Source organism: Staphylococcus cornubiensis, assembly GCF_900183575.1.
Taxonomy (GTDB): domain Bacteria; phylum Bacillota; class Bacilli; order Staphylococcales; family Staphylococcaceae; genus Staphylococcus; species Staphylococcus cornubiensis.
Genome location: NZ_FXUZ01000011.1, coordinates 24260 through 39902 on the forward strand (window position 1 = coordinate 24260; position 15643 = coordinate 39902).

At 37.1% G+C, this 15643-nt stretch carries 18 protein-coding genes; 12 read left to right on the plus strand and 6 right to left on the minus strand.

Features of this window, described 5'->3' with window-relative positions; genetic code table 11:
* The first annotated feature begins 76 nt into the window (after positions 1 to 76).
* Both murT and gatD read left to right on the plus strand, forming a co-directional pair.
* Positions 77 to 1387, plus strand: coding sequence for a lipid II isoglutaminyl synthase subunit MurT (murT, locus tag CCE82_RS09750; RefSeq protein WP_086429205.1), 1311 nt, complete (start codon positions 77 to 79; stop codon positions 1385 to 1387).
* Position 1388: 1 nt separating this feature from the next.
* Positions 1389 to 2114: a lipid II isoglutaminyl synthase subunit GatD gene (gene gatD, locus CCE82_RS09755; RefSeq protein WP_086429206.1), complete on the plus strand. Its 726-nt coding sequence runs from the start codon at positions 1389 to 1391 to the stop codon at positions 2112 to 2114.
* A gap of 665 nt (positions 2115 to 2779) precedes the next feature.
* Here gatD and CCE82_RS09760 read toward each other — a convergent pair.
* Positions 2780 to 3778, minus strand: a complete 999-nt coding sequence (locus tag CCE82_RS09760) for an FUSC family protein (RefSeq protein ID WP_086429207.1) — start codon at positions 3776 to 3778, stop codon at positions 2780 to 2782.
* Positions 3779 to 3875: 97 nt separating this feature from the next.
* On the opposite strand from CCE82_RS09760, the gene map reads away from it, so the two are divergent.
* From map to vraR, 5 genes are all read left to right on the plus strand, one after another.
* A complete protein-coding gene (map, locus tag CCE82_RS09765; RefSeq protein ID WP_086429208.1) occupies positions 3876 to 4637 on the plus strand; it encodes a type I methionyl aminopeptidase in 762 nt (253 codons plus the stop codon).
* A gap of 97 nt (positions 4638 to 4734) precedes the next feature.
* Complete coding sequence (locus CCE82_RS09770; protein WP_086429209.1) at positions 4735 to 5124, plus strand: hypothetical protein; 390 nt, start codon at positions 4735 to 4737, stop codon at positions 5122 to 5124.
* Between the two features lie 12 nt (positions 5125 to 5136).
* Complete coding sequence (gene vraT, locus CCE82_RS09775) at positions 5137 to 5838, plus strand: cell wall-active antibiotics response protein VraT (protein WP_086429210.1); 702 nt, start codon at positions 5137 to 5139, stop codon at positions 5836 to 5838.
* The gene (gene vraS, locus CCE82_RS09780) at positions 5835 to 6878 is read left to right on the plus strand and encodes a sensor histidine kinase VraS (RefSeq protein WP_086429211.1); all 1044 of its coding nucleotides are present in this window, start codon (positions 5835 to 5837) and stop codon (positions 6876 to 6878) included. Before vraT ends, vraS begins: the two co-directional genes overlap by 4 nt.
* The gene (gene vraR, locus CCE82_RS09785) at positions 6868 to 7497 is read left to right on the plus strand and encodes a response regulator transcription factor VraR (RefSeq protein ID WP_086429212.1); all 630 of its coding nucleotides are present in this window, start codon (positions 6868 to 6870) and stop codon (positions 7495 to 7497) included. The genes vraS and vraR overlap by 11 nt, the downstream gene beginning before the upstream one ends.
* Positions 7498 to 8253: 756 nt before the next feature.
* On the opposite strand, the gene CCE82_RS09790 is transcribed toward vraR, so the two are convergent.
* The 4 genes from CCE82_RS09790 to CCE82_RS09805 form a co-directional block, all read right to left on the minus strand.
* Positions 8254 to 8835 carry a beta-class carbonic anhydrase gene (locus tag CCE82_RS09790; RefSeq protein WP_086429213.1) on the minus strand — a complete coding sequence of 194 codons (582 nt, stop codon included), beginning with the start codon at positions 8833 to 8835 and terminating at the stop codon, positions 8254 to 8256.
* 29 nt (positions 8836 to 8864) lie between these two features.
* The gene (locus CCE82_RS09795; RefSeq protein ID WP_086429214.1) at positions 8865 to 10238 is read right to left on the minus strand and encodes a YihY/virulence factor BrkB family protein; all 1374 of its coding nucleotides are present in this window, start codon (positions 10236 to 10238) and stop codon (positions 8865 to 8867) included.
* A gap of 214 nt (positions 10239 to 10452) precedes the next feature.
* Complete coding sequence (locus tag CCE82_RS09800) at positions 10453 to 10740, minus strand: YtxH domain-containing protein (protein ID WP_086429215.1); 288 nt, start codon at positions 10738 to 10740, stop codon at positions 10453 to 10455.
* Positions 10741 to 10747: 7 nt separating this feature from the next.
* Positions 10748 to 11206, minus strand: coding sequence for a low molecular weight protein-tyrosine-phosphatase (locus tag CCE82_RS09805; protein ID WP_086429216.1), 459 nt, complete (start codon positions 11204 to 11206; stop codon positions 10748 to 10750).
* A 132-nt stretch (positions 11207 to 11338) separates the two neighbouring features.
* On the opposite strand from CCE82_RS09805, the gene CCE82_RS09810 reads away from it, so the two are divergent.
* Genes CCE82_RS09810 through CCE82_RS09820 form a run of 3 tightly spaced genes read left to right on the plus strand, consistent with a single transcriptional unit; the run spans position 11339 to position 13335 of the window.
* A complete protein-coding gene (locus CCE82_RS09810) occupies positions 11339 to 11542 on the plus strand; it encodes a DUF1128 family protein (protein ID WP_086429217.1) in 204 nt (67 codons plus the stop codon).
* 21 nt (positions 11543 to 11563) lie between these two features.
* Positions 11564 to 12796 carry an aminopeptidase gene (locus tag CCE82_RS09815; protein ID WP_086429218.1) on the plus strand — a complete coding sequence of 411 codons (1233 nt, stop codon included), beginning with the start codon at positions 11564 to 11566 and terminating at the stop codon, positions 12794 to 12796.
* A 17-nt stretch (positions 12797 to 12813) separates the two neighbouring features.
* Positions 12814 to 13335, plus strand: a complete 522-nt coding sequence (locus tag CCE82_RS09820; protein ID WP_086429219.1) for an acyl-CoA thioesterase — start codon at positions 12814 to 12816, stop codon at positions 13333 to 13335.
* A 117-nt stretch (positions 13336 to 13452) separates the two neighbouring features.
* Here CCE82_RS09820 and yfkAB read toward each other — a convergent pair whose 3' ends face one another.
* The gene (yfkAB, locus tag CCE82_RS09825; RefSeq protein WP_086429220.1) at positions 13453 to 14592 is read right to left on the minus strand and encodes a radical SAM/CxCxxxxC motif protein YfkAB; all 1140 of its coding nucleotides are present in this window, start codon (positions 14590 to 14592) and stop codon (positions 13453 to 13455) included.
* A gap of 115 nt (positions 14593 to 14707) precedes the next feature.
* Here yfkAB and CCE82_RS13070 point away from each other — a divergent pair, with 115 nt between their 5' ends.
* Entirely contained in the window at positions 14708 to 14869 is a 162-nt protein-coding gene (locus CCE82_RS13070) for an SE1561 family protein (RefSeq protein ID WP_019166471.1), read from the plus strand.
* 75 nt (positions 14870 to 14944) lie between these two features.
* Positions 14945 to 15460: a type 1 glutamine amidotransferase domain-containing protein gene (locus tag CCE82_RS09835; protein WP_086429237.1), complete on the plus strand. Its 516-nt coding sequence runs from the start codon at positions 14945 to 14947 to the stop codon at positions 15458 to 15460.
* Positions 15461 to 15643: the final 183 nt, after the last annotated feature.

Here is a 15643-nt window from a genome sequence, read left to right on the forward strand (position 1 = left end):
GAGTGGTTATCTTTTCATTTGGTAATTTCGGTTGCCATGTTATAATATTGTAGGAAATCGGAGGAGAATGTTGAATATGAGACAATGGACAGCAATTAATATGGCAAAGCTCGCAAGAAAAGCGAGTCGTGCAACAGGGCGTAAAGGGACAGATTTACCAGGTCAAGTTGCGCGCAAAATTGATCAAAATATTTTACGTAAATTGGCTGGCCGAGTAGATGAAGTCGTGTTTGTCAGCGGTACGAATGGTAAAACAACGACATCAAACTTAATCGGTCATACTTTAAAGGCAAATCATATCGAAATTATTCACAACAATGAAGGTGCGAACATGGCTGCTGGGATTACTTCAGCTTTCATCGTCCAGTCGACACCTCAAACTAAAATTGCCATCATTGAAATTGATGAAGGCTCTATTCCGCGTGTATTAAATGAAATGACACCAACAAAAATGGTATTTACAAACTTTTTTAGAGACCAAATGGACCGTTTTGGTGAAATTGATATTATGGTGAATGGGATTATTTCAGCGATTCAAAATAAAGGTATTCAGTTGTTATTGAATGCAGATGATCCATTTGTGACACGCTTAAAAATCGCAAGTGATCATGTCACATATTATGGCATGAAAGCTCATGCATATGAATTTGAACAGTCAACGATGAATGAAAGTCGTTATTGTCCGAATTGTGGGTCATTACTGAACTATTCTCACATTCATTACAATCAGCTCGGTCATTATACTTGTCATTGTGGCTTTAAACGTGAAACACCACAATATGAAATTTCTTCCTTTACAGTCGATCCATTTATTGAAATGACTGTAAATGATACAAAATTTAATATGAAAATTGCAGGAGACTTTAATGCCTACAACGCACTTGCAGCGTATACAGTATTACGAGAGTTAGGTCTCAACGATGAATCGATTCGTAAAGGCTTTGAAACCTACACATCTGATAACGGTCGTATGCAGTATTTCGAAAAAGGGCAGAAAAAAGCGCTCATCAACTTAGCGAAAAATCCTGCCGGTATGAATGCATCGATTGCCATGGGTGAAAAGTTAGATGAGTCAAAAGTGTATGTACTGAGCCTGAACGACTTTGCAGCTGATGGTAGAGATACATCATGGATTTATGATGCTGACTTTGAAAAGTTAAATGAGCAAACGATAGAGGCGATTATCGTCACAGGTTCACGCGCAGAAGAATTGCAATTGCGATTAAAACTTGCAGAAGTGACAGCGCCGATTATTCTAGAAAAAGATATTCATAAAGCGACAGCGTTGACGATGGACTATAATAGTTTTACTGTTGCGATTCCAAACTACACGTCTTTAGCGCCAATGCTCGAACAACTGAACCGTTCATTTAAGGAGGTCGATTAATATGCACGAACTGACTGTCTATCATTTTATGCCAGATAAACTTAATTTATATAGTGATATTGGTAACATTATGGCGTTGAAGTACCGTGCTAAAAAGCGTGGCATTCATCTTAACGTGGTTGATGTGAATGATACTGAAAACGTCGACCTTTCTAAAGCGGATATTTTCTTCATTGGTGGGGGAAGTGACCGTGAACAAAGTTTAGCAACTGAGTCATTACGCAAGATTAAAACTGAACTGAAAGCAGCGATAGAAGATGGTTTGCCAGGATTAACTGTGTGTGGTGGTTATCAGTTTTTAGGTGAAAAGTACATTACGCCAGATGGTCAAGAACTTGAAGGGCTACACATTTTAGACTTTTATACAGAATCTAAAAAAGAGCGTTTAACAGGTGATATCGTTATCGAAAGTGATACATTTGGCACAATTGTCGGTTTTGAAAATCACGGGGGTCGCACGTACCATAATTACGATACATTAGGTACGGTGACACACGGCTATGGTAATAATGATACAGACTTTAAAGAAGGCATTCATTATAAAAACTTGTTAGGAACGTATTTACATGGTCCAATTTTACCGAAAAACCATGAAATGACGGACTATTTATTAAAAGCTGCCGCAGAACGAAAAGGTATTCCGTTTGAACCACTTCATATTGATAATGCAGAAGAAGAACAAGCGAAACAAGTATTAGTAGACCGCGCACGTAAAAATAAAGGTTAAAGAAAAAGACGAGATAAAATTTTTGATTGTCTGAGTTGATATATGAATCAGATTGTCCTCATTGATAACCTTGTTAAATCTTCACAATTGCTGTCATGGACTCGCGTTACTAGGGGACTTTCCTCAACTCAATTCGGCTGCGTCTGATCCCTCAGGAGTCTCGTCCATTTTAGCAATTTCATTTCTAATGTGAGTAATCAATGTGGGCAAATCTCCCAAATATAGCATTTCAAATTTTTTCTATGAGCAATCAAAACTGGATGTATATTTTTAGCAAGATATCAAAAGACTGGGAAAGCGTGATCAGCTCCCAGTCTTTTTCTATTGACGGACTTATATCCATTATTGATGAGCGTATCGTCGAAAAATAATGATGAATTGGACATAAAAAAATGATGATATAGATTGTCCTCATTTCAGAAACTTGCCCTCTGTTTCCTGTATTTGGAGTGAGATTGCCTGAAGGCTGAGACTCCTGAGGCAGCAGCTGAAGCTGAAAATCCAATTTGCCTACCACATTAATTTATCAAACTCAGGCAAATTTAGTTGAAGCTTCCCCTGGGAACGCGAAGCCATAAGGGCAATCATGAAAACCCAATTTGATATGAGAAACATTGTGGTTGAATTCAGCTGTAAGATATTGCAAAATTTTTACATCAATGTTGTTACTTCACTTTATAACGTAACAGTAAAATACGGTAAATTAACAAGATCTCGTAAATGGTATGACTTTTAACTTGGTTATCATCAAATTCATTCAAACCTTTCACCGAGTTCTTCAATGTGGATGCTGCTTTACGCTCAGGTTTAAATGTCCCGCAATTAAAAATTTGATCCATCCGTTGTGAAATAGAAATCATCGCAATTTTTTCATCGTCATTGAAAATCATCATCGCATCATTTGGCAAATAAATAATATTCGACAAATGTGTAATCATCAAGCGGTTTTCATGCGCACGATTCGTTAACCGTCTTAAGCGCAACCACTCATCGGATTGACTGCGGCTTTTATGATAATTGAGCTCATCTTTTTGATACCCCAGTAGTTCTTCAATACGCGTATTCATCACGTGTAATTTTTGAACGGCTTGATCACTTTTTTTTGAATGAAATAAACCAATCACAAGTTCTTTCATTCGTGCATCAAATAAATGATAAATCTCTCTTTCTGAATTTGCGATAAGCACATCAATTTGGTCATAATATTTGGGTGGTAAAATGATGAAGTTAACAAGTCCAGCAGTTCCTAAACCTATGAAGGCTGTTAATAAGCGTGAAAAGAAATTAAAAAAATAGTCTTCATGAATATCAGGAATCATTGCTAAAGCGGTAAGTGTCGCAACTGTAATCCCAACGTGTAAGTTAAAGCGAATACAAAGTAAGATCGTTAAGGTCGCTGTTAAACCATACGTGAGTGCAGAATCATCACCTAAAAAGTAAGTACAGACGACAGCGATAAATGCACCGATGACTGTAGCGGGGAGTCGTTTATATCCTTTTCGAATGGAAGCTTTAACAGTGGGTTCAATCGTCACAACGGCTGATAAAATTGCAAAAATAGGATTAAGATCAAGTGACAAACAAAAAAGGGCTGTAAGAAAAGCGGCTAACCCTGTTTTCAGTGTACGTGCACCGACCAAATTTTTATACCATTTCTCCTTCATAATTCGTATCTCCTGTTCCATAGTTCATTATTAGTATATCAAAAATTTTTTGTTATAATAAGGACTGTATAAACTTTTAGAAGGAACGGGATAAATAATGATAGTAAAAACAGATGAAGAACTACAGGCATTAAAAGAAATAGGCGCGATTTGTGCAGAGATTCGTGATACGATGCGCGAAGCAACAAAACCTGGTATAAAAACGAAAGAGCTCGACGAAATCGCAAAAGATATGTTTGAAAAAGCGGGCGCTATTTCAGCACCGATTCATGATGAAAATTTCCCTGGTCAGACCTGTATTAGTGTCAATGAAGAAGTGGCACACGGGATTCCAAGTAAACGTGTGATTCGTGAAGGAGACTTGGTTAATATTGATGTGTCAGCACTGAAAAATGGCTATTATGCTGACACAGGCATCTCATTCGTTGTAGGTGAAACAGATGAGCCTATGAAGCAAAAAGTGTGTGATGTCGCAGAAGAAGCTTTTGAAGCAGCAATGAAAAAAATTAAACCAGGATCTAAAATCAGTCAAATTGGAAAAGCAGTGCATGCTGTAGCACGTAAAAACGATTTGACAGTTATTAAAAATTTAACGGGTCATGGTGTCGGACAATCATTACATGAAGCGCCTGCACATATTTTAAATTACTTTGACCCACATGAAAAATTGTTGTTAAAAGAAGGCATGGTGTTAGCGGTTGAGCCATTTATTTCTTCAAATGCAACGTATGTGACTGAAGGTAAAAATGAGTGGGCTTTTGAAACGAAAGATAAGAGTTATGTTGCTCAAATTGAACATACGGTCATTGTGACAAAAGATGGTCCTGTATTGACAACGAAAATCGACCATGCCGAATAGTTTCGGACTTAAGTCTTAATGGGAAATGGTTCTGTAGCCTATTATCAAGGTTATAGAACCATTTTATAATAGGGGTAACGTTAGAGGTGATTCCAAAATGTTACAACTATTAAAAAGTTATTTTGAAAAATTCTTTCATGATGTTTATCAACAACTGTTTAATCAATATTTGAATCGATTAGATATTCAAATTCAAAACATTGACTGTGCAATGGCATATATCGAACGAAAAAAATTGCAAGTACGGATGATGATTGACAGAAGAACGATTGAATTGGAAAATAAATATATCGACTTAATGAATGATTACCATCTATCAAGTGCTAAAGTGATTGAAGGTGGCGACATCAATTCGATTAAAAGTGATCTGAATGAAATTGAAAAAGAGTATGCGCAATTGGAAAATTACTTCCTCAAGTTGAGAGAAGACAAGGGCTATATGAAAAAGGAATGCGATTTTGTGCAATCCTTAATGTATGCATACTAGAAAGGTGGAAATATGACACAAAAATATATTTCGACTGAATTACTCATTATTTTTACTGCGCTGATGATTATTGCGAATCTGTACTATATCTTTTTTGAGAAAATTGGTTTCCTATTCGTTTTATTATTAGGCAGTATTTTAATGTATGTCGGTTATATTTACTTTCATAAAGTGCGTGGGTTGCTATTCTTTTGGATCGGCGCATTAATGATTTTATTTACGTTGTTATCAAATAAATACACATTAGTCATACTGTTTATATTTATGATTATCGTTGCCGTGCGTTACTTGATTTACAAAAGACGTCCACTTCAAGTGTTATCAACAGAAGATACTGCACAAACACCTGCCTTTATTAAGCAAAAATGGTTTGGAGAACAAAAAACACCCGTTTATGTTTATAAATGGGAAGACTTGCAAATTCAACACGGTATTGGTGATGTGGTTGTAGATATGACGAAAGCGGCGAATTTAAAAATGCAAAACCATGTCGTCATTCGTCACCTTGTAGGTAAAGTGCAGGTGGTGGTACCGCTCAATTATAATGTGAATCTTAATGTTGCAGCATTTTACGGTAATGTGACTTTAGATCAACAGCATTTTAAAGTTGAAAATAATAATATTCTCATGCAATCGCAACACAAACCAGAAAATTATACCGTTAACATCTTCGTCTCAACATTTATTGGTGATGTTGAGGTGGTTTATCGATGAATCACTATGTCCGAGCGATAGGTTCTATGTTAATACTTGTTTATAGTATGCTCACCGCGTTTTTCTTTATTGATAAAGTATTTACGAATATTATTTTCTTTCAAGGTATGTTTTATACACAAATTTTAGGAATTCCAGTGTTTATCTTTTTAAATTTAGTCGTCATTTTTTTATGTATTATTGTAGGTAGTGTGTTAGCATACAAAATCAACCAGCAAAATGATTGGCTCAAACAGCAAATTGTTCGTGCTTTTGAAGGTGAAACGGTGGGGATTAACGACCAACAACTCGAGCTGTATAATGAAACGATTGAATTGTATCAAGCGCTCGTTCCACTGAACCAAGAATTGCATAAGATGCGGATTAAAACACAAAATTTGACGAATGAAACGTATAATTTAAATGATTTGAAAGTCAAAAAAATTATTGAAGATGAACGACAACGTCTCGCACGTGAATTACATGATAGTGTGTCGCAACAACTTTTTGCGGCGAGTATGATGTTGTCAGCAATTAAGGAAACAGATTTAACACCACCGTTAGACCAACAAATTCCAACGCTTGAAAAAATGGTTCAAGATTCACAACTGGAAATGCGTGCACTATTACTCCACTTAAGACCTATCGGATTAAAGGACAAATCGTTAGGAGAAGGGATTAAATCGCTTGTCACGGACTTGCAACGAAAAGTACCCATTAAAGTTGTGCAAGAAATTGATGAGTTTGAAGTGCCTAAAGGAATTGAGGATCACCTCTTTAGAATTACACAAGAAGCGATTTCCAATACGTTACGACATGCTGAGGGAACACAAGTGACAGTAGAATTACTGAATCGTAATGATTATTTGTTATTGCGTATACAAGATGATGGCATTGGTTTTAATGTCGATGATAAATTAGAACAAAGTTATGGATTAAAAAATATGCGTGAACGTGCGATAGAGATTGGTGCCACGTTCCATATCGTCTCATTACCAGATGCAGGGACGAGAATAGAAGTTAAAGCACCACTTGAAAAGGAGGAACAGCATGACAATTAAAGTATTATTTGTTGATGATCATGAAATGGTACGTATTGGTATCTCGAGTTATTTGTCAACGCAACCGGATATCGAAGTTGTTGGAGAAGGGGCGTCGGGTAAAGAAGCCATTGCAAAGGCGCACGAACTGAAACCGGATTTAATTTTAATGGATTTAGTGATGACTGATATGGATGGCGTTGAAGCAACAATGCAAATTAAGAAAGACTTACCACAGATTAAAGTCGTCATGCTTACAAGCTACATTGAAGATAAAGAAGTGTATCGTGCGTTAGACGCCGGTGTAGATAGCTATATTTTGAAAACAACAAGTGCCAATGATATTGCTGAAGCAGTACGTAAAACAAGTCGTGGTGAGTCCGTGTTTGAAGCGGAAGTGCTCGTTAAAATGCGTAATCGAATGAAACAACGTGCAGAGTTATATGAATTATTGACTGAGCGTGAGATGGAAATTTTATTGTTAATTTCAAAAGGCTATTCGAACCAAGAAATTGCGAGTGCGTCACACATTACGATTAAGACGGTGAAGACGCATGTGAGTAACATTTTAAGTAAGCTCGAGGTGCAAGATCGTACGCAGGCTGTGATTTATGCTTTCCAACATGGCTTGATTGAGTAGAACGTTGGAAAGATGCGCTTCATTTTAAAGTTAAGTTTTTGAGATGTTTTTCAGATTGCTGAACCGTTTTGTCTTGTCCAAGGCATTGTTTTTGCAATCTGAAGTGCACAGCTTGAACTGTTAAAAAGTGAATTACATCATCTCCTGCAACCTTATTTGTTTAACGGATGCATCGGTTGAATGGGATTAAGATAGAATTGAATATAAAAGGGAAGGGACTGGGAATTAAGTTTTCCAAGTCCCTATACTTTTTATGGACATATATCGATTAATGATGATCAAACAGCCAAAAATGAGGATGAATGGGACGTCATCATTGGATGTTATGGGGTTGTCTCCATTTGATAACCTATCCCAAGGTGACTGCATTTGATGCAAGATTGCCCAGAGGCTGAGACTCCCGAGGGAAGATATAACTAACAAAATCCTGCCATTTAACTTTGATAGTGGCTACGGTTTAACGCAGTAGCTGTCTGACTTCTCAATGCTTGTACTTTTGAGAAGTCTAGTCAGCCTTGCGGGGGCAGTACGACGAAATCTTTGTTCCACATGAGATTTCTGTACTGCTCCCGAAAATCCAATTTGGCTTCCATCCAGTGTACACTTCAATCAAGCCAAATTTAGTTGAGGCATCCCCTGGGAACGCGAAGCCATAAGGGCAATCAGAAACCACAAATCATAGGGAGGGCAAGCTAAACAAAATACTGCATCCATAGCATCTAAAATGATTATGTTCCATCCCCTTCATATTTTTGTTTAGTTTTGGTGTGCTTCAGCGCGTTCATATCCGTTATGCACAAGGTCTAATGCACCTGTATGTGGGTCAATGACGAGACCATGAACAGGCACTTTATTATCAAATAGCGGATGTTCATAAATCATTTTAATATTTTGCTTAACGTTATCATACACATCATCAAAACCTTTTAAAAAGTTTGAGACGTCAATGCCAGAGTAATTAAGAATATCAAAGACTTGTTGATCGACACCACGTTGTTGCATTGTAGTCATGACTTCATCGACATTAATGTTCCCCATACCACAGTCTTTATGTCCCATAATAATGATTTCTTCAGCGCCTAATGCATAAATGCCGACGAGTAAACTTCTCATTGTTGACCCGAATGGATGGCTAATCGTTGCCCCTGCATTTTTAACAACTTTTAAATCCCCATTATTGAAACCGAGTGCTTTTGTCGATAAATCTTGTAAGCGGGTATCCATACAAGTGAGTAATACAGCCTTTTTTGAAGGTGTTTTACTCGTTGAATAGGCTTCATACGCTTTATTTGTTACAAATTCTTCGTTGTATTCTAAAATGTGATCTAGTAATGTCATAAGACTTCCTCCCAATAATGGTACTGCAATTATTTATCTTCTGTTGTTTTAATATGGTTAGAACGACCTGTATTTGTACGTTCAACTTCTTCTGGTTCTTTGTATTGTGGTGCACGATCTGTAGGTGTTGTTTCTTGATCTACATGTTGTTCATGTGATGATGCTGAATCAACATGTTGTGCTTTGTGATTGCTTTGCTGTTCATTTTTAGTAGCACTGTCTTGATTTTCTTCGGTATTTTTAGTTTGATTAGCGTCTTTTTCACCATAATTATTATGCGATTTTGCTAAGTCTTCTTCGTCATTTGCTTCAAGTTCATCGTATGTGACTTCTTCAGGCGTTTTCCCTTTAATCACTTTACGTTGATGGACGATAGCATTAATTTCAGCACCAATAATCAAAATGAAACCAGAAATGTAAAGCCATAGCATCAATACAATGACCCCACCAATACTACCATAAGTTTTAGAATAGTTGGCAAAGTTTGATACATAAAAACCGAATGCTAATGAGCCTAAAATCCATACAATTGTTGAGAATAGCGCACCAGGAATAACAGATTTAAATTTAATTTTAACATTTGGTGCGAGTGTATAAATAATCGTAAAGACAATCAGTACAGCTAATACAGGCAATGCAGTTCTTAACAGACTGAACACCCAGCGTACTTGTTCATCGAGACCGAGTGGACCGAATAATAAGTTGCCGATTTGTTGACCAAACGTAAATAATACGAGTGTCAGTGGCAATGTGATACCGATTAATAATGTAAAGAAGACAGCTAAAAGTTTAGATACGATAAAGTTACGACTATCTTCTACATCATAAGCGACGTTAAAAGCGTTCATCATTGCAGTCATACCGTTAGATGCAGTCCACAATGCCAAAATTAACCCGACTGAGAGTAGGCCACCACTGGCATTACCCATGACATCATCAATAATGCCAGTAATAATCGAAGCGGTATCTGCAGGCGCATTGTTCGAGATTTGAGAAATAATGCTGTCACGATCAATGTTAAACAGTGGCACGAGTGACAAGATGAAAATCAACATTGGGAACAGGGACAACATAAAATAATACGCCAGTTGTGCAGCTAACCCAGATGCATCGTCTTTTCCGATACGATATATTAAATAACTGAAAAAGTTTGGTCGATCAGTATATTTTGCAGGTTTATTAATTCTTGAAACGAAAAATGTTTGATTTTCTTTCGGCGCTTCTTTAGATTGAAACGGCTGAGGCTTCACAAATTTGTGCTTATCATCCGTCTCCCCTGTAGCATCACCTTTACGGTCAGGAGAAGGCGCATCTTCTTTTTGATTTTGATCATTGTCGTCACTAGAAATCGTGTTTTTGACTTTTTCAATGAAGCCTTCTGACTGTTGTTCGTTTTTAGACATGGCTAAACTCCTTATTAATAGAAATTAAAAGGGGGCAACCTCCAAGGCATCGTAAATATGCATTGAAATTGCCCCAATATGACAGACGGAAACTAAGCATATGAACGATATGAATAGCGAATGCATCGACATTGTATCGTATCAATGTGAATGATATCAGATGTTCATACTATGATGTGACTGTCATCCAACTATTGCTCTTCATTCTTATGAATTAAAGACCAATTTGTTTGTTGTTTTTACGTTCCATAAACGTATCTTTTGCATTTCGTAAAGAACGTTCTAATTCTGGATTGTTACGACGAATTTCGTCAAACGTATTTTTCCAATATAATACTTCATCTTTAATTTGAGTGAACTTAGAAGGTTGGCTTGAACGTTGGCCTGTTTTAATGTTGTTCACTGAAGTTTTTACAGAACGGCGTGTGTTTTTGTCGATTAACGCAATAGCACCGCCAACTGTAGCCCCAATTAAAATTCCAGGTAATAATTTGTTTTGCATAATGATGTTACCCCTTTCGCGTGTCTTTAAGAATATGGTCTATTAAATGATCTGTAGATGATTGTATCATTTCATAAACACCTTCAAAATTATTTGTGTAATATGGGTCTGGAACATCTGTTTCTTCCATATCACTGAAATCAAGCAATTTGTACAACTTCCCTTTAAGATGAGGATTAATGTTTTGAATATTATCTACATTGCTTTGATCCATAGCAATAATGTAATCAAAATCATCCGTTTCTGTAAATAATTCGCTAATCATCCCATCGAAAGGAATGTCGTGTGCTTTTAAGATTTTTTGCGTACCCTCATGCGGGGGTTCACCTAAGTTCCAGCGACCTGTCCCTCTAGAGTATACTTCAATGTCGTTAATATTGCGATCCTTAAGTCGTTGGCGCATAATTGCTTCGGCCATAGGAGATCGACAAATATTACCTAAACATACAAAAGCAACTGTTGTCATGTAGATAACCTCCATGTTGTAATCTATATGCCCATTTTAGCCTTTTTTAAAACAATTCGAAAGTGATAGCGACAAAAATTTTTCAAATATTCGTCACTTTGATAAAATATTGGAGACGAAAGGATGAGATAAATGTCAAAAACAATTGAAGAAATGATTTTAGAAATACGCGATCGTTTAAATTTAGTCAACCCTGGATTAATTGATCCGGCGTATTATAGTGAAAATGATCGTGAAGATATAGAAGATATACATGCTTTTGTCACTTCAAAACGAGATTTTACACCTCGTGAAATGACCGGTATCACTGAAGCATTAGGTGACATTCGAAAATAAATCCAATTGGGAGGTTTTTATATGACAACTGAGACACGTTTACAACAATATGCTAGATTGCTCGTACGTGTGGGGATGAACGTACAACAAGGGCAACCTGTATACATTCGAACATCTGTAGAAACAGTTGACTTTACACGTTTAATCGTAAAAGAAGCTTATGAAGCAGGTGCGTCTGATGTCAGAGTAAAATATGGTGATCCCCAAATTAAACGTCTCGCTTATGAAAATGAACCGACTTCATTTTTTGAGCAAGACGTAAAAGATTATGATGTGGCAGAACGTATGGATTACGTTAATCGTGGCGCATGTATGTTAGCGCTATTATCAGAAGATCCAGATTTGTTGAATGGTATCGAATCGGATAAGTTAAAAGCAGCACAACGTCAATATGCACAAGCGTTTAAACCTTATATGATAGCTGCACAAAAAAATAGTTTTCCATGGTTAGTCGCAAGTTATCCCTCACCAGCTTGGGCTGAGCGTGTTTATCCAGACTTAAGCACTGAAGAGGCGATGGACAGATTTTTAGAAGATATTTTGAGTATTGTCCGCGTAGATGGCAATGATCCGATTGAAAACTGGAAACAACATGCGCAAAATTTAAAAGAACGTGCTGCAATGTTAAATGATAAAGCTTATGATGCACTCCATTTCGTTTCGGAAGGGACGGATTTACATATTGGCTTACCGAAAGGACATATTTGGGAAGAACCGACGAGCTATACTGAAAATGGTCAAGGCTTCATTGCCAATATACCGACTGAAGAGGTATTTACTGCACCGCATTGTAACCGTGTGAATGGTTACGTGACAAATAAGTTACCACTGAGCTATAACGGTACAATTATTGACGGTTTCAAATTGACGTTTAAAGATGGTGTGGTGGTAGACTTTGAAGCAGCACAAGGTGAAGCGGTTTTAGCAGATTTATTAGATACTGATGAAGGTGCACGTCGTTTAGGTGAAGTTGCATTAGTTCCAGACGACTCACCGATTTCGAATAAAAACACAATTTTCTTTAATACATTGTTTGATGAAAATGCTTCGTGTCATATTGCCTTAGGTGCCGCATATGCATTTAACTTAGAAGGTGGTACTGCCATGACGCCTGAAGAACTGAAAGCACATGGTTTAAATGATTCGTTAACGCATGTTGACTTTATGATCGGCAGCAGTGACTTAAACATTTACGGTGTGCGAGCAGACGGTACAGAAGAAGAAATATTTAAAGACGGTAACTGGGCGAATTAAAAAATAGAGGTGTTAACATGGCAAGTCTAGATAAAAAAGCGATGCAAGATTCAAAAGTTTATAAATCCAGACAAGTTTTTCCGCAAGATACAAATCATCTGGGGACATTGTTTGGTGGTACGATGATGGCAAACATAGATGAAATTGCGGCCATTTGTGCATTGAAACACGCGAATCGTACTGTTGTGACAGCTTCCACAGATTCGGTGGATTTTTTGAAACCAATCCGTAATGGCGACATTTTAACGTATATCGCAATGGTCTCATATTCAGGAAGCTCATCAATGGAAGTGTGTGTTCAAATTTTAATTGAGGACATTCCGAACAATAAGCAAGAGTTGGCAGCACTAAGCTTTTTAACTTTTGTTGCATTAGACGATGAAGGCAAACCAACACCGGTTCCAGCAGTATACCCGGAAACTGAAGCAGAAAAATGGTTCCATGAAACAGCTGAAGCACGTGTTGAACGCCGTAAAGCACGTCGAAAAGAAAGTAAAGAAACATTACAATTTATTTCAGAATTAGAATTTAAACAATAATCAATAGTTTAATTGAAAGCAAAACTTTTGAGTGTCTTAATTGGTTTTATAATTCAACCGGATACAACCTTAATAAAGGCTGGGAACAATCATACGTTTCCCAGCCTTTATGTCTATCTATTGATTGAAAATTGAATGCATTTGCGCTTCCTGTGCTTTAAAATCAACATTTGGATAATACATATTTTTAACGAGAATATTTGGACCTAAACATTCAAATTTTGGACAGTGACAATTAATCGACTGAGCTAACGGGCTATCCAACCATCTTTGGAAGACATCCGTCAGCTGATCGTGTCGAATATTAGAAATCGTACCTGTCTCGTCACCAAAATCTGTCACAATCACATTCCCTGTAAACACATTCACATTTAAACGACTGCGGCCATCAGGGTCATTCCGCATCGTCACATTCGGTGCTTGTTTTAGTTTTTGACGCAACTTCGCATCTGCTTCATCTTGTAAACATGGGAAAATCGGGAGTGTCCCAAATAACATCCATGTATTTGGATCGCGTACATCTAATAAATGAGAAATGGCTTCCTTCATTGTTTTCAAATCGAGTACTTCTAATTGGCTTGCAAAATCAGCAGGGTACATCGGATGAATTTCATGACGTTGACATTTCATATCATTGACGACTTCGCGATGAATCGAAGCGAGATGCGGGTGTGTACTTTTATTCAACATGGTTTCTGCCGAGACGAACATTCCTTGTTCACTTAAAGTACGTGCATTTGAAATCATTTGTTCGTACAATTTTAATTTCGCTTTTAATGGCGGTTGTTTTTCCATCGCACCAAAACCGACCTCTGTAAATGTATCAATCGTCCCCCAATTGTGAGAAATATGTAGCACATCGATATATTCCGCAATATCCAAATAGCGCTCTAATGGTAATGTTAAATTAGAATTCAATTGGACGTAAATGCCGCGTTGATAGGCATATTGAAGTAGCGGTTTGACAACTTCTCGAATTGATTTTTTCGAAAACATAGGTTCGCCACCCGTAATAGAAATGGTACGCAACGTTGGAATTTCATCTAAACGTTGTAAAATTAATGACATCGGTAGTGTATCGGGGTCTTTCGTTTGTAATGTATAGCCCACAGCACAATGACTACAGCGCATATTACATAAATTCGTTGTCGTGAATTCTACATTGCTCAGCGTCAATTGACCGTATTGTTCTATATCTTTGTAAGGCTCCCACGGGTCATTAAGTATTGAAATAGGCTCCTTTTTGGTCGTTAACATCTTAAAAACTCCTCATCTTAAAAATACATGACGTTTTGATATTTACCATTGAGGAAAATCAAATTCATGTTAATATAACTATGACAACTGCAATTATAAAGGAGAATCGTTAAGTATGAAAGAGCCACAAACTATGAATCAAGTGAAAGAGAGACTTTCTCAGTTTCTAGAAGAGATTGAACATGCTGATCCGAATGAAGTGGATGTAGCGGATATTGACGAATGGATTCATTTGTTAGACCAACTTGAAGCAAAAGTGAACCAATTACGAAAATAAATTTAGGTCAATATGTTTGAACCATTTAATTTGGGGTATATAGAGAAATAGATATTTAAAAGAAAGGTGATGCAAATTATGGCAAAAGTAGCTGTATTATTAGCAGACGAATTTGAAGATATTGAATTTACTAGCCCCAAAGAAGCTCTTGAAGAAGCGGGCCATGAAATCGTAGTCATTGGTACAAATGCCAATGCAGAAGTCGTGGGTAAACACGGTACAAAAGTGACTGTAGATGTATCTATTGCTGATGCGAAACCTGAAGATTACGATGGTTTATTATTACCAGGTGGATTCTCTCCAGACTTATTACGTGGTGACGCAGAACAAAGATTTGGTACTTTCGCGAAATATTTCTTAAAAGAAGATTTACCATCATTCGCAATTTGCCATGGACCACAAATTTTAATCGACACAGACGAGTTAAAAGGTCGTACTTTAACTGCTGTGCTTAACGTACGTAAAGACTTATCTAACGCAGGTGCAAACGTTGTTGACGAATCTGTTGTTGTTGACAAAAAATTAGTAACAAGTCGTACACCTGATGATTTAGATGACTTTAATAGAGAAATTGTGAATCAATTTAAATAAGTAGTGATAGATAGGAGCGAGCGCTAGCGTTGTCTAGTGTTCGCTTTTTTAATACATACTATTTTTAATACGAATTGTTACATTAGTAATGGATGATGAATCGTTTCCGATTGCAGAACTAACCCTCGCGTTCTTAGGGGACTTGCCTCAACTCAATTCGGCTTGATAGAGGTGTACACAGGA

Excerpts from the sequence above, each read along its gene's own strand:
- murT (WP_086429205.1), top strand. The coding sequence starts at position 77 with ATGAGACAATGGACAGCAATTAATATGGCAAAGCTCGCAAGAAAAGCG.
- gatD (WP_086429206.1), top strand. The coding sequence starts at position 1,389 with ATGCACGAACTGACTGTCTATCATTTTATGCCAGATAAACTTAATTTA.
- CCE82_RS09760 (WP_086429207.1), bottom strand. The coding sequence starts at position 3,778 with ATGAAGGAGAAATGGTATAAAAATTTGGTCGGTGCACGTACACTGAAA.
- map (WP_086429208.1), top strand. The coding sequence starts at position 3,876 with ATGATAGTAAAAACAGATGAAGAACTACAGGCATTAAAAGAAATAGGC.
- CCE82_RS09770 (WP_086429209.1), top strand. The coding sequence starts at position 4,735 with ATGTTACAACTATTAAAAAGTTATTTTGAAAAATTCTTTCATGATGTT.
- vraT (WP_086429210.1), top strand. The coding sequence starts at position 5,137 with ATGACACAAAAATATATTTCGACTGAATTACTCATTATTTTTACTGCG.
- vraS (WP_086429211.1), top strand. The coding sequence starts at position 5,835 with ATGAATCACTATGTCCGAGCGATAGGTTCTATGTTAATACTTGTTTAT.
- vraR (WP_086429212.1), top strand. The coding sequence starts at position 6,868 with ATGACAATTAAAGTATTATTTGTTGATGATCATGAAATGGTACGTATT.
- CCE82_RS09790 (WP_086429213.1), bottom strand. The coding sequence starts at position 8,835 with ATGACATTACTAGATCACATTTTAGAATACAACGAAGAATTTGTAACA.
- CCE82_RS09795 (WP_086429214.1), bottom strand. The coding sequence starts at position 10,238 with ATGTCTAAAAACGAACAACAGTCAGAAGGCTTCATTGAAAAAGTCAAA.
- CCE82_RS09800 (WP_086429215.1), bottom strand. The coding sequence starts at position 10,740 with ATGCAAAACAAATTATTACCTGGAATTTTAATTGGGGCTACAGTTGGC.
- CCE82_RS09805 (WP_086429216.1), bottom strand. The coding sequence starts at position 11,206 with ATGACAACAGTTGCTTTTGTATGTTTAGGTAATATTTGTCGATCTCCT.
- CCE82_RS09810 (WP_086429217.1), top strand. The coding sequence starts at position 11,339 with ATGTCAAAAACAATTGAAGAAATGATTTTAGAAATACGCGATCGTTTA.
- CCE82_RS09815 (WP_086429218.1), top strand. The coding sequence starts at position 11,564 with ATGACAACTGAGACACGTTTACAACAATATGCTAGATTGCTCGTACGT.
- CCE82_RS09820 (WP_086429219.1), top strand. The coding sequence starts at position 12,814 with ATGGCAAGTCTAGATAAAAAAGCGATGCAAGATTCAAAAGTTTATAAA.
- yfkAB (WP_086429220.1), bottom strand. The coding sequence starts at position 14,592 with ATGTTAACGACCAAAAAGGAGCCTATTTCAATACTTAATGACCCGTGG.
- CCE82_RS13070 (WP_019166471.1), top strand. The coding sequence starts at position 14,708 with ATGAAAGAGCCACAAACTATGAATCAAGTGAAAGAGAGACTTTCTCAG.